The sequence below is a fragment of the Escherichia sp. E10V5 genome, from assembly GCF_004212315.1.
GTDB lineage: Bacteria > Pseudomonadota > Gammaproteobacteria > Enterobacterales > Enterobacteriaceae > Escherichia.
In genome coordinates this window covers 1-14295 of sequence record NZ_RHJM01000024.1, presented here as the reverse complement: position 1 = coordinate 14295, position 14295 = coordinate 1, and the positions used below count along the sequence as shown (strand labels likewise).

At 50.4% G+C, this 14295-nt stretch carries 10 protein-coding genes; 5 read left to right on the top strand and 5 right to left on the bottom strand.

Translation table 11 applies throughout. From position 1 onward, the window contains the following. Position 1 precedes the first annotated feature (1 nt). The gene (locus tag D9738_RS17230; RefSeq protein WP_000174596.1) at positions 2–1054 is read right to left on the bottom strand and encodes a hypothetical protein; all 1053 of its coding nucleotides are present in this window, start codon (positions 1052–1054) and stop codon (positions 2–4) included. 16 nt (positions 1055–1070) lie between these two features. After that, a complete protein-coding gene (locus D9738_RS17225; protein WP_000986899.1) occupies positions 1071–2270 on the bottom strand; it encodes a site-specific integrase in 1200 nt (399 codons plus the stop codon). A gap of 387 nt (positions 2271–2657) precedes the next feature. Between D9738_RS17225 and gcd the strand changes: the two genes are divergently transcribed. Continuing rightward, the gene (gene gcd, locus D9738_RS17215) at positions 2658–5048 is read left to right on the top strand and encodes a quinoprotein glucose dehydrogenase (RefSeq protein WP_130204957.1); all 2391 of its coding nucleotides are present in this window, start codon (positions 2658–2660) and stop codon (positions 5046–5048) included. Between the two features lie 201 nt (positions 5049–5249). Here gcd and cueO read toward each other — a convergent pair whose 3' ends face one another. Beyond that, positions 5250–6800, bottom strand: coding sequence for a multicopper oxidase CueO (gene cueO, locus D9738_RS17210; protein WP_130260723.1), 1551 nt, complete (start codon positions 6798–6800; stop codon positions 5250–5252). Between the two features lie 164 nt (positions 6801–6964). Here cueO and D9738_RS17205 point away from each other — a divergent pair, with 164 nt between their 5' ends. The 3 genes from D9738_RS17205 to speD all read left to right on the top strand — a co-directional run bounded on the left by D9738_RS17205 (position 6965) and on the right by speD (position 9094). Continuing rightward, complete coding sequence (locus tag D9738_RS17205; protein ID WP_000846617.1) at positions 6965–7312, top strand: YacC family pilotin-like protein; 348 nt, start codon at positions 6965–6967, stop codon at positions 7310–7312. A 105-nt stretch (positions 7313–7417) separates the two neighbouring features. Continuing rightward, positions 7418–8284, top strand: a complete 867-nt coding sequence (speE, locus tag D9738_RS17200; RefSeq protein ID WP_130204953.1) for a polyamine aminopropyltransferase — start codon at positions 7418–7420, stop codon at positions 8282–8284. Positions 8285–8299: 15 nt separating this feature from the next. Continuing rightward, entirely contained in the window at positions 8300–9094 is a 795-nt protein-coding gene (gene speD, locus D9738_RS17195; protein WP_130260722.1) for an adenosylmethionine decarboxylase, read from the top strand. A 37-nt stretch (positions 9095–9131) separates the two neighbouring features. Here speD and yacL read toward each other — a convergent pair whose 3' ends face one another. Beyond that, on the bottom strand, positions 9132–9494 hold the full coding sequence (gene yacL, locus D9738_RS17190; RefSeq protein ID WP_130260721.1) for a protein YacL: 363 nt from the start codon (positions 9492–9494) through the stop codon (positions 9132–9134). 175 nt (positions 9495–9669) lie between these two features. Next, positions 9670–12267, bottom strand: coding sequence for a bifunctional aconitate hydratase 2/2-methylisocitrate dehydratase (gene acnB / locus D9738_RS17185; protein ID WP_130204951.1), 2598 nt, complete (start codon positions 12265–12267; stop codon positions 9670–9672). A 354-nt stretch (positions 12268–12621) separates the two neighbouring features. On the opposite strand from acnB, the gene D9738_RS17180 reads away from it, so the two are divergent. Beyond that, the coding region (locus D9738_RS17180; RefSeq protein ID WP_130260720.1) for a DUF3300 domain-containing protein at positions 12622–14295 on the top strand (1674 nt) is incomplete at its 3' end.

The window sequence follows — 14295 nt, the reverse complement described above, 5'->3', positions numbered from 1 at the left end:
CTTACTGAGATGATGCCTTAATCCATCTTGATATAGTACTTTTATCAAAGCGCATATTGAGTCCTGCCTCTCTTGCTTCCGCGGTCAATATATCAGCAAGTTTTACCGGATTGTTTTCGAGTTCTTTATAATGAATAACAAGCATCGCACGAAAAAAATCCTTCATTGTTTTAGATAATCGTTCTATATTGTTTTTGTTGGTGCATATATCTTTCTCTCCATCCTCAGAACTTAATATATTGTTACCCGCACACAAATATAAAGTATCTGCCAATGGACTAACATAATCTTTTCTTAACTCGCTATTGGAGTTTGTAGCATTTTGTATTTTTAAAAAATCATTCTTTAAGATATATAAATCACCAATATCAAAAGAAACATCCTCAGTAACAATTACTCCTATATGTATATCAACGTCAGAAGCAATTATAATATTGCTATTAATTATTCGGTTGGCTTTAAACTTCTTATTAAAATCATAGTTGGCAAAAAAACTTCCCCCCAAAGCGAAAATACCGCCTATTTCAACAAAATACTTATGGTATTTTTCTTGAATACCTTTAAATACTGGTGGTACAACTGCCACAGCTCTTTCATCCGTTGCTATTCGATATACACTATATATGTGATAATTTTCCCCATAATATAACCCCCTGTTATAATAATTTAACAAAGCAAATGCAGTATCAATTGCTATGTCACCAAATTTGGGCGCTACATATGAATGGCTTAGAGATTCGCACATTGAATCAAATATAATTCTCGACTTGGTTTTTATATAATTAAAACCATGGTGTTCTGCCGCCCTTTCTGAAATGGCATCAAGGTCAGATAACCGTGATTTACATGGTTCTGAATCCATAAACTTACGCAGACAATCGAAATTAACCACATCTTTTTCATCTGGGATATTTAATACTCCATATGCAGATTCAATTTTTATACAAATACGAATGCAGCCTGTCACAGCCCAATGAATAAGATCATCAATATCGCAGTCTAATAACTTTGCCGCGCGCTCAATAGGATAGTAATCTCTTAGTGGTAACGTCATTCTTTTCGCTCACATATTATTTATCTTTAACCATTTTTTCTAAATATTCAAGCCAGTCATTTAGAGCCTTTAATTTGAATGGGATATACTGGCTAAGATTATAGTTAAATTCTGCGGAGCCAGCATTATATACGTGACCTAATAATGACTCGACAATATGAGGCATTACCCCCATGTTGTTTAACCCAGTTGAAAATGTCCGTCTTAAATCGTGTAGCGTCCATTTTTCATTATGTCCGAATATTTTATACATTCTGCGACCTTTCAGAGAAACAGCTCTATGCGTTCTCTCCTCACCCAAAAGTAAGCCCGTCCTCCCGGTTTCCTGTTTTAGCTCTTTTAACCAGTCTCTTATACCTTCGGGAATTGGCCGAATAATCTTTTTGTTGCTTTTACTGTTATTTCTTGGAACAATCCAAACCCATTCATTAAAATCCCATTCAATCCAATGAGAACGGCGAATCTCTACAGTTCTAGCCCCAAAGACAATAAGCAACTTTATTAATCTAGAAAAATAAATATCCCGATGTTTCTCCTTTGCAAAATACCAAAGATCTGATAGTTCGGCATCACTCAAAACACGGTCGCGCTGTCCGGCAGATTCCCCTACATCGGTTAACGTTAAATGAACAAGGGCATCACTGATGGCATAACGCCGAACATTGCAAAACCGCAATGCCTGCTTGGAGAGTTGAAACATACGCCCCGCCGTTTTTGAACTTATAGCACGAATCTCATCAAAACATTTTACCCAATGGCGAGTATCGCACCGTGATAACGGATAATGGCCTATTCTGGGGTAGACATGTTTGCAGAATTGCGCCCTAATCAATTCCTCATCTTTGCGCTTATGTCTTGCATAATTGACCAACCAATATTCCAACGCATCTCGAACAGTAACAGGAGCACGGGATTCTTCAGTAAAAAGTTGGAGTTCAATTTTTGGATCAAGACCATTAGCCAACCATTGACGGCAACGCTCACGCCACATCCTGGCATCTTTCAGACTAATATCAGGGTAATTCCCTAGAGTAAGACGAATAACTGAACTCTCACGCCCTCCAAGGCGATATGAAAAAACCCAGCTCACATGCCCTTTAGTTGATAACCTGACCCCTAACCCCTCTCCGTCAGCAAGCATTTCAACACGATCCCTATGCGTTCCTTGCAGCGCCTTTAGTTTCCTGTCGCTGAGCTTATTCGTTCCAGACATCATCACCGTTCCGATATTGATACACGCATTGATACACGTGAAATATTAATATCCAGAAAAAATGAAATCGAGCATGAACACAAAATCACTACAACATAATGATTTTGATTGATTTTTTATATTCAACGGGTAAACACTAGAAAAGTCAGGAACATAAAAAACATTACTTCTACAGTATGTTTCATATCTCTAACCATATGATTTAAAAACAAATCACTTCGCACGGGCGGGATTCAGCACCGCAACAAAGCGCAAGACATGCAGTATACCAGTAAAACTATTCATTCGCGGAATCTGTTAATAAAGCTCAAATTGTGATGACGATCACACATGTTAAAACCTATAATTAATTGCTACTAAAATATTAATGAATTGAAATGGTGTTTCTTTATGGCAATTAACAATCCCGGCTCGCGACGATTACTCGTCACGCTAACCGCCCTATTTGCAGCGCTTTGCGGGCTGTATCTTCTCATTGGCGGAGGCTGGCTGGTCGCCATTGGCGGCTCCTGGTACTACCCTATCGCAGGCCTTGTGATGCTCGGCGTCGCCTGGATGCTGTGGCGCAGTAAACGCGCCGCGCTTTGGCTGTATGCCGCTCTGCTGCTCGGCACCATGATTTGGGGCGTCTGGGAAGTTGGTTTCGACTTCTGGGCGCTGACTCCGCGCAGTGACATTCTGGTCTTCTTCGGCATCTGGCTGATCCTGCCGTTTGTCTGGCGTCGCCTGGTCATTCCTTCTGGCGGCGCAGTTGCTGCGCTGTTAATCGCACTGTTGATTAGCGGCGGTATCCTCACCTGGGCCGGATTTCACGATCCGCAAGAAATCAACGGCACTTTAAGCGTCGATACCACACCAGCAGAAGCCATTTCTCCCGTTGCCGATCAGGACTGGCCTGCCTATGGCCGCAATCAGGAAGGTCAACGCTTTTCACCACTGAAACAAATTAACGCCGATAACGTCCACAACCTGAAAGAAGCCTGGGTATTCCGTACAGGCGATGTGAAACAGCCGAACGATCCGGGCGAAATCACCAATGAAGTGACGCCAATTAAAGTGGGCGACACCCTTTACCTGTGTACCGCTCACCAGCGCCTGTTTGCGCTCGATGCCGCCAGCGGCAAAGAGAAATGGCATTACGATCCTGAGCTGAAAACTAACGAGTCTTTCCAGCACGTAACCTGCCGTGGCGTCTCTTATCATGAAGCCAAAGCAGAAACGGCTTCGCCGGAAGTGATGGCGGATTGCCCGCGTCGTATCATTCTTCCGGTCAATGATGGTCGACTGATTGCGATTAACGCTGAAAACGGCAAACTGTGCGAAACCTTCGCCAATAAAGGCGTGCTCAATCTGCAAAGCAATATGCCGGACACCAAACCAGGTCTGTATGAGCCGACTTCTCCGCCGATTATCACCGATAAAACCATCGTGATGGCCGGTTCAGTTACCGACAACTTCTCAACCCGCGAAACGTCTGGCGTGATCCGTGGTTTTGATGTCAACACCGGGGAGCTGTTATGGGCTTTTGATCCGGGCGCGAAAGATCCGAACGCAATCCCGTCTGACGAGCACACCTTTACCTTTAACTCGCCAAACTCCTGGGCGCCTGCGGCCTATGACGCGAAGCTGGATCTGGTTTATCTGCCGATGGGCGTGACTACGCCAGATATCTGGGGCGGTAATCGCACACCGGAACAGGAGCGTTATGCCAGCTCGATTCTGGCGCTGAATGCCACCACCGGGAAACTGGCGTGGAGTTACCAGACCGTTCACCATGACCTGTGGGATATGGACCTTCCGGCACAGCCGACGCTCGCGGATATCACCGTCAATGGTCAGAAAGTTCCGGTCATTTATGCTCCGGCGAAAACCGGCAACATTTTTGTGCTCGATCGTCGTAATGGTGAACTGGTGGTTCCGGCCCCGGAAAAACCAGTGCCACAAGGTGCAGCGAAAGGCGATTACGTTACCCCTACTCAACCATTCTCGGAACTGAGCTTCCGTCCGACGAAAGATTTGAGCGGTGCGGATATGTGGGGCGCCACCATGTTTGACCAGCTGGTGTGCCGCGTGATGTTCCACCAGATGCGCTATGAAGGCATTTTCACCCCGCCATCTGAACAGGGTACGCTGGTCTTCCCGGGTAACCTGGGGATGTTCGAATGGGGCGGGATTTCCGTTGATCCGAATCGTGAAGTGGCGATTGCCAACCCAATGGCACTGCCGTTTGTTTCGAAACTGATCCCGCGCGGTCCGGGTAATCCGATGGAACAGCCGAAAGATGCCAAAGGCACGGGTACGGAATCCGGCATTCAGCCGCAGTACGGTGTGCCGTATGGCGTCACGCTCAACCCGTTCCTCTCACCGTTTGGTCTGCCATGTAAACAGCCAGCATGGGGTTATATCTCGGCGCTGGATCTGAAAACCAATGAAGTGGTGTGGAAGAAACGTATTGGTACGCCGCAGGACAGCATGCCGTTCCCGATGCCTGTTCCGGTGCCATTCAATATGGGTATGCCGATGCTGGGCGGGCCAATCTCCACGGCGGGTAACGTGCTGTTTATCGCCGCTACGGCAGATAACTACCTGCGCGCTTACAACATGAGCAACGGTGAAAAACTGTGGCAGGGCCGTTTACCAGCGGGTGGTCAGGCAACGCCGATGACCTATGAAGTGAATGGTAAGCAATATGTGGTGATCTCCGCGGGCGGTCACGGTTCATTTGGTACGAAGATGGGCGACTATATTGTGGCTTATGCGTTGCCGGATGATGTGAAGTAAGATTGACTCATATTGCTGACAACGTGCACGTTGTTCATGCCGGATGCGGCGTGAACGCCTTATCCGGCCTACAAAATTGTGCAAAATCAATGGATTGAACAGGTAACGTAGGCCTGATAAGCGTAGCGCATCAGGCAGTTTTGCGTTTGCCATCAGTTTAATGCCCGGAGAGATCCGGGCATATTTCCGATTACGGTCTTTTTATACCGTAAACCCTAACATCATCCCCGTATCTTCATGCTCCAGCAGATGGCAGTGCGCCATATAAGCATGCTCTTTCGGTGCATCGTGATTAAACTTCACCAGTACTTCGCTGACATTACCTTCTACCTTAACGGTATCTTTCCAGCCTGCGCGATGCGTCGCTGGCGGTTTGCCATTTTCTGACAAGATACGGAACTGCGTGCCGTGAATATGGAACGGATGCAGCATCATGTCACCCACGCCAGAGATAACCCAACGTTCGTACTGCCCTTTCGCCGCCGCAAACATCGGCTTGTTCATATCAAACGCCTGACCGTTGATTTTATTGGCATGGTGGAAATCGAACTTCCCGCCGTGGTTCATATGATTCATATTGCCATGCCCCATATGGCCCATCATCTGGCTGTGATCCATCCCGGCCATCGCCTGATCGCCATATTTCTCCATCAGCATCTGCATACCCATCATATCGAGCATCGGGTCCATAGAGAGTTGCAGCTTGCGTACCGTCAGCCCCTCCAGAGAAGGTAACGCAGGCAGGCTACTTAATGTGTCTGGCAAAGCACCAGAGGCACTAATGGCAATCGGCTGAATCCGCATTACCGGATGCGGCTTGTCAAACGGCGCGATCGCCATCCCCATCTGGCTGACTGGCAGCGCCACCAGGTCAAACGGTTTGTTGTCGTTAACCTCCACCAGCACTTCAAAACGCTCGCCCATCAGCACGGGCAGCTCGCTCACCTTCACCGGTTCAGGCAGCAGACCACCATCGCTGGCAATCACATACAGCGGGCGATTGTCGCTGGTGGCGAAATTGAGCGAACGGGCATTACAGCCATTGAGCAAACGCAGGCGCAGCCAACCACGCGGGGCTGCGTGTTGCGGGTAGATTGCACCGTTGGTCAGCAACGTATCACCAAACCAGCCCACGGCGGCGGTCATCACATCCAGTTGATAATCAATCTGTCCGTCGGCGTTAAATTTTTTATCCTGAACGATCACCGGAACATCATCGATACCCCACTGTTTTGGCAGCATTAATTTCAGGATCTCGTCATCTTCAATCACCACCAGACCTGCCAGCCCCATCGCCACCTGACGCCCGGTTTTGCCGTGCTGATGCGGATGGAACCAGCAAGTAGCGGCAGGTTGATCGACGTTCAGCGTCACCGTGCGTTGACCGCCTGGCGGAATAATTCCCTGCGGGCCGCCGTCCACTTCTCCCGGCACTTCCAGCCCGTGCCAGTGCAACGTCGTCTCTTCCGTCAGTTGGTTATAGATATCAACCGTTACCGCTTTACCGCGCTGTAACTTCACCGCAGGCCCTAACAGATTACCGTTATAGCCCCAGGTGGTCGCCGTTTTCCCGGCAAAGGTGGACTGACCTGGCATGATCGATAATCTTATGCGGCCACGAACATCAGAAGTGAGGAGTTCGGGGATCGGCAGTGTTGGACGTTCTGCGGCAAAAACTGTTCGACTCCACAGCGGCAAAGCCGAAGCCACGCCCAGCGCGACGGAATATTTTAAGAAATCACGGCGTTGCATAGTTATTTCCTTATTCTCAAGCAGGCGAAACAAAATCAAACGTTGAGCATAGCCCTTCCCCTTACGGGAAGGTCAAGCCGCAGACACAATTTAATCGACAATAATGGTCGTCGCCTCGCTCACAGTGTGCTAACGTTTATCTTCTTTAAGTCCTGGTAGAAGCAATGAAGACGTTTTTCAGAACAGTGTTATTCGGCAGCCTGATGGCCGTTTGCGCAAACAGTTACGCGCTCAGCGAGTCTGAAGCCGAAGATATGGCCGATTTAACGGCAGTTTTTGTTTTTCTGAAGAACGATTGTGGTTACCAGAACTTACCTAATGGGCAAATTCGTCGCGCACTGGTCTTTTTCGCCCAGCAAAACCAGTGGGATCTCAGCAACTACGACACCTTCGACATGAAATCCCTCGGTGAAGACAGCTACCGCGATCTCAGCGGTATCGGTATTCCCGTCGCGAAAAAGTGCAAAGCCCTGGCCCGCGATTCCTTAAGCCTGCTTGCCTACGTCAAATAATCCCTGATACCTTTTTGTAGAAACATTGACCGTGCAACCACGGTCAATGTTAGCTATTATGTTGCGCTCTTTTTTTACGAGTGTTAACAAAGGAGGTATCAACCCATGGCCGAAAATAAACTGTGGCATGAAACGCTACACGACCAGTTTGGGCAGTACTTTGCGGTAGATAACGTTCTGTATCATGAAAAGACCGATCACCAGGATCTGATCATTTTTGAGAACGCCGCATTTGGTCGCGTGATGGCGCTGGATGGCGTAGTACAAACCACCGAGCGCGACGAGTTTATCTATCATGAGATGATGACCCATGTTCCGCTACTGGCCCACGGTCACGCGAAACATGTGCTGATTATCGGCGGCGGTGACGGCGCAATGCTGCGTGAAGTGACCCGACATAAAAACGTTGAGTCAATCACGATGGTGGAAATCGACGCGGGCGTGGTGTCGTTCTGCCGTCAGTATTTGCCCAACCACAACGCCGGTAGCTACGACGATCCGCGCTTTAAGCTGGTGATCGACGATGGCGTCAATTTCGTGAATCAAACCAGCCAGACCTTTGATGTCATTATCTCCGACTGCACCGATCCTATCGGCCCCGGCGAAAGTCTGTTCACCTCAGCATTTTATGAAGGCTGCAAACGTTGCCTGAATCCTGGCGGTATCTTCGTCGCACAAAACGGTGTCTGCTTTTTACAGCAGGAAGAGGCCATCGGCAGCCATCGTAAACTCAGCCATTACTTCAGTGATGTTGGCTTTTATCAGGCGGCGATCCCGACCTATTACGGCGGCATCATGACCTTTGCATGGGCGACAGATAACGACGCCTTACGCCATCTCTCAACCGAAATTATTCAGGCGCGTTTTCTCGCCTCTGGCCTGAAATGCCGTTATTACAATCCGGCAGTCCATTCGGCAGCTTTTGCCTTACCTCAGTATCTGCAAGACGCACTGGCTTCACAGGCGCTCTAAGGAGAAGATAAGAAATTGAAAAAACTGAAACTGCATGGCTTTAATAATCTGACCAAAAGTCTGAGTTTTTGTATTTACGATATCTGCTACGCCAAAACTGCCGAAGAGCGCGACGGTTATATTGCTTATATCGATGAACTCTATAATGCCAACCGTCTGACCGAAATCCTGTCAGAAACCTGTTCCATTATCGGGGCCAATATTCTTAACATCGCCCGCCAGGATTACGAACCACAGGGTGCCAGCGTCACTATTCTGGTGAGTGAAGAACCGGTCGACCCAAAACTTATCGACAAAACAGAACACCCCGGCCCACTGCCAGAAACGGTCGTTGCCCATCTCGATAAAAGTCATATTTGCGTACATACCTACCCGGAAAGCCATCCTGAAGGCGGTTTATGTACCTTCCGCGCCGATATTGAAGTCTCTACCTGCGGCGTGATTTCCCCGCTGAAGGCACTGAATTACCTGATCCACCAGCTTGAGTCCGATATCGTGACCATTGATTATCGCGTGCGCGGCTTTACCCGCGACATTAACGGTATGAAGCACTTTATCGACCATGAGATTAATTCGATTCAGAACTTTATGTCCGAAGATATAAAGACGCTGTATGACATGGTGGATGTAAACGTCTATCAGGAAAATATCTTCCATACCAAGATGTTGCTTAAAGAGTTCGACCTTAAGCACTACATGTTCCACACCAAACCGGAAGATTTAACCGACAGCGAGCGCCAGGAAATTACCGCTGCGCTGTGGAAAGAAATGCGCGAGATTTATTACGGGCGCAATATGCCCGCCGTTTAACGGCCCTGGCGGAGCACGGAGGCTCCGCCTGATTTATTTACTTCTGCTGCACGAAATTACGGTACGCCGCCACTACCTGAAGAAAATCCTCAACGCCGCACAGCGACAAGCTCTCTTCGTCGTAGTAGTTCATCCCCTCTTCCATTTCATCGCCAGCGAATTCCAGTTGATTGGCGCGAACCATCACCTCTTCGCTGTCCATCCATAGCGTGTACTCATGCCCTGCCCGCTGCCAGGAACGTTCGCTACCTTTGAGCGTGCGCGCGGCGTCTTCCACTTCATCAAGCAAGGCCAGGTTTTCTTTCACCTCTTCATTAAACCAGTGCCCGACCACTTCATGCCCCATGGACATGCGCACCTTTACCACTCCGGTAATATCGCGCAGAAATTCGTAATCCATAGTGTGTTCCTCTGCTCCCGGCAATGCGCCGAAATCGCATTGCGCCATTGATGTAATTATCGCAGCCTTATCGGAGAAAAACAGCGGAGCGACGGTGGTTTAGAGATAAAAAAATGCCCGGGAATCACATTCACCGGGCATTGTGTCGTTTATGCGCAGCGCGTGCGCTTACTTATTAAACCGCAGTCTGGAAAATCACCCCGTCCGCTTTTTCGGTGTACTGAGAAAGCTGGTTGAAGTTCAGATAACGGTAAGTATCAACGGCAGTTTTATCCACCTGCGCAACGTAGGTCTGGTACTCTTCCGGCGTCGGCAGTTTGCCAATCAGCGCCGCAACAGCAGCCAGTTCCGCAGAAGCCAGGAAGACGTTCGCGCCAGTCCCCAGACGGTTCGGGAAGTTACGGGTAGAGGTGGAAACCACCGTCGCACCGTCTGCTACACGCGCCTGGTTACCCATACACAGGGAACAGCCAGGGATCTCGATACGCGCACCGCTCTTACCGAAGACGCTGTAGTAGCCTTCTTCTGTCAGCTGCGCGGCGTCCATACGCGTTGGCGGTGCCACCCACAGGCGGGTCGGCAACTGGCCTTTGTGCGCATCCAGCAGTTTACCCGCAGCACGGAAGTGACCGATGTTAGTCATGCAAGAACCGATAAACACTTCGTCGATCTTCTCGCCCTGTACCGCAGACAGCGGACGCGCGTCATCTGGATCGTTAGGTGCACACAGGATTGGCTCTTTAATATCCGCCAGATCGATGTCGATCACTGCCGCGTATTCCGCATCTGCATCGGCTTCCAGCAGCTCAGGATTCGCCAGCCATTTTTCCATGCCCTGAATACGGCGTTCCAGAGTACGACGATCGCCGTAACCTTCCGCGATCATCCACTTCAGCAGGACGATGTTGGAGTTCAGGTATTCGATGATCGGTTCTTTGTTCAGCTTGATAGTACAACCAGCGGCAGAACGTTCGGCGGACGCATCGGTCAGCTCAAAGGCCTGCTCAACTTTCAGATCCGGCAGACCTTCAATTTCCAGAATGCGGCCAGAGAAGATGTTTTTCTTACCTTTCTTCTCAACGGTCAGCAGACCTTGTTTGATCGCATACAGAGGAATGGCGTGTACCAGATCGCGCAGGGTGATACCCGGCTGCATCTTGCCTTTGAAGCGCACCAGAACAGATTCCGGCATATCCAGCGGCATTACGCCTGTTGCGGCAGCAAATGCCACCAGACCAGAACCCGCAGGGAAAGAGATGCCGATCGGGAAACGGGTATGGGAGTCACCACCGGTACCGACGGTATCCGGCAGCAGCATACGGTTCAGCCAGGAGTGGATTACGCCGTCACCCGGACGCAGCGACACACCGCCACGGTTCATAATGAAGTCCGGCAGCGTGTGGTGCGTGTTAACGTCAACTGGTTTCGGATAAGCCGCTGTGTGACAGAAAGACTGCATCACCAGGTCAGCCGAGAAGCCCAGGCACGCCAGGTCTTTCAGTTCATCACGGGTCATCGGGCCAGTGGTATCCTGAGAACCTACAGAAGTCATTTTCGGTTCACAGTACGCACCTGGACGAATACCTTTCACACCACAGGCGCGACCTACCATTTTCTGCGCCAGCGAGAAGCCACGGTCGCTTTCAGCGACATCTTTCGCCTGACGGAACACATCGCTCTGCGGCAGACCAAGTGCTTCACGCGCTTTGGTGGTCAGGCCACGCCCGATAATCAGCGGAATACGACCACCAGCACGCACTTCATCAATCAGCACGTCGGTTTTCAGTTCGAAGGTCGCCAGCAGCTCGTTGGTTTCGTGGTTACGCACTTCGCCTTTGTACGGGTAAACGTCAATCACATCGCCCATATTCAGGTTAGAGACGTCCACTTCAATTGGCAGTGCACCCGCGTCTTCCATCGTGTTAAAGAAGATTGGTGCAATTTTACCGCCGAGGCACAGACCACCGCCGCGTTTGTTCGGCACATGCGGAATATCATCGCCCATAAACCACAGTACGGAGTTAGTGGCGGATTTACGCGAAGAACCCGTACCCACAACGTCACCGACATACGCCAGCGGGAAACCTTTCTGTTGCAGAGCTTCGATTTGCTTGATCGGACCAACAGCGCCTGGCTGGTCTGGCTCAATGCCTTCACGGGCGTTTTTCAGCATCGCCAGCGCGTGCAATGGGATGTCCGGGCGCGACCACGCATCCGGTGCCGGAGAAAGGTCATCGGTGTTGGTTTCGCCAGTTACTTTGAAGACGGTAACGGTCAGTTTTTCAGCCAGCGCCGGGCGATTCAGGAACCATTCGGCATCCGCCCAGGACTGCATTACCTGCTTCGCGTATTTGTTGCCTGCTTTGGCTTTCTCTTCTACGTCATAGAAGTTATCGAACATCAGCAGCGTGTGGGACAGTGCTTTGGCAGCGATCGGTGCCAGTTTGGCATCATCCAGCGCGTCGATCAGCGGATGAATGTTGTAACCACCCTGCATGGTGCCCAGCAGTTCGATGGCTTTTTCCGGAGTCAGCAGTGGGGATTTGGCTTCGCCTTTGGCGACAGCAGCCAGGAAACCTGCTTTTACATAGGCGGCTTCATCGACGCCAGGGGGAACACGGTTGGTTAACAGATCTAACAGGAATTCTTCTTCGCCCGCGGGCGGGTTTTTCAGCAGCTCTACAAGCGCGGCCATTTGGTTTGCATCCAGGGGTTTGGGCGCAATCCCCTCAGCGGCACGCTCAGCTACGTGCTTACGGTATTCTTCTAGCACGACGGTTCTCCTCGCTCTCATTGTCATAGTGCGGCAGGCGATTCTCTTCACGCTCCTGTGAGACAGCAGTTTGTAGGGTAAATGCCCAGTACCGCAACGGGCAGAATAGCAGGATTTTGACGATGTGTTAATCTGTTTACAAAAAAGCAACATAAAAAAGTGGCTGAATCGTTAAGGATGGTCTAGAGATTGTTTCCCTCCGTAAAAACTTCGTTAATTCGCATTGTGATAATCACCTTTCTCAACGAATCCCAAGATTAGTCAAAATTTAAACTACCGCCTCTTTATACTCGGATTCACAGCACCTGCGGGTGGCAGTTCGCCGACCATTGCGATTTCCTTGAGATCCGAATTATGAAAATGACTTTGCCGTTTAAACCCCATGTGCTGGCGCTAATTTGCAGTGCCGGGCTTTGTGCCGCCTCTGCCGGGCTATATATAAAAAGCCGCACAGTGGAAGCGCCTGTGGAACCGCAATCGACACAACAGACTGCGCCTGACATCACCGCAGTTACGTTTCCTGCAACGGTTTCCGCGCCCCCCGTAACGCCTGCCGTCGTTAAATCCGCATTCAGCACTGCACAAATCGATCAATGGGTCGCGCCCGTCGCGCTATATCCCGACGCTCTGCTTTCGCAGGTGCTGATGGCATCGACCTATCCGGCAAATGTCGCCCAGGCCGTGCAGTGGTCGCACGACACCCCGCTCAAGCAAGGTGATGCCGCTATTCAGGCAGTATCCGACCAACCGTGGGATGCCAGCGTCAAATCACTTGTGGCTTTTCCGCAATTGATGGCGTTGATGGGGGAAAACCCGCAATGGGTACAAAATCTTGGCGACGCGTTTCTGGCGCAGCCGCAGGATGTGATGGACTCGGTACAACGTTTGCGGCAACTGGCGCAACAAACCGGGTCACTGAAGTCATCAACTGAACAAAAGGTCATCACGACAACGAAAAAAGTCGTACCGGCAAATCAGCCCGCCAGCGCCCCTGTTACACAATCAAATACCGTTTCTACATCCAGCCCCGTCGTCGCTGAACCTGCGCCGACCGTAATAACCATTGAGCCCGCCAATCCGGATGTAGTTTATATTCCCAACTACAACCCAACCGTGGTTTACGGCAGTTGGGCCAATACCGCTTATCCGCCGGTTTACCTGTCGCCGCCAGCCGGAGAACCGTTTGTTGACAGCTTCGTGCGCGGATTTGGCTACAGCATGGGCGTTGCTACCACGTATGCACTATTCAGCAGCATCGACTGGGACGATGACGATCATGACCATCATCATCATGACGATGATGATTATAATCACCACGATGGCGGTCATCGTGACGGTAATGGCTGGCAACACAACGGCGACAACATCAATATCGACGTCAACAATTTCAACCGTATTACTGGTGAGCATCTTACTGACAAGAATATGGCATGGCGGCACAATCCAAACTACCGCGATGGTGTGCCCTATCATGATCAGGATATGGCAAAACGGTTTCACCAAACCGATGTTAAAGGCGGCATGAGTGCCACACAATTACCGGCCCCAACGCGCGATAGCCAGCGCCAGGCGGCAGCAAGCCAGTTTCAGCAACGAACACACGCAGCACCAGTCACTACGCGAGATACCCAGCGTCAGGCTGCGGCACAGCGGTTTAATGAAGCGGAACACTATGGCAATTATGACGACTTCCGCGAGTTCAGCCGCCACCAACCACTGACCCAGCAGCAAAAGGACACCGCTCGCCAGCGTTATCAGTCTGCCTCGCCTGAGCAGCGCCAGGCGGCCCGCGAGAAAATGCAGACTAACCCGCAGAACCAGCAGCGAAGAGAGGCGGCGCGTCAGCGTTATCAATCTGCCTCGCCTGAACAGCGCCAGGCGGCTCGCGAGAAAATGCAGACTAACCCGCAGAACCAGCAGCGAAGAGAGGCGGCGCGTCAGCGTATCCAGTCGGCCTCGCCTGAGCAGCGTCAGGCGGCCCGCGAGAAAATGCAGACTAGCCCGCAGAATCAACAGCAAAGAGATGCC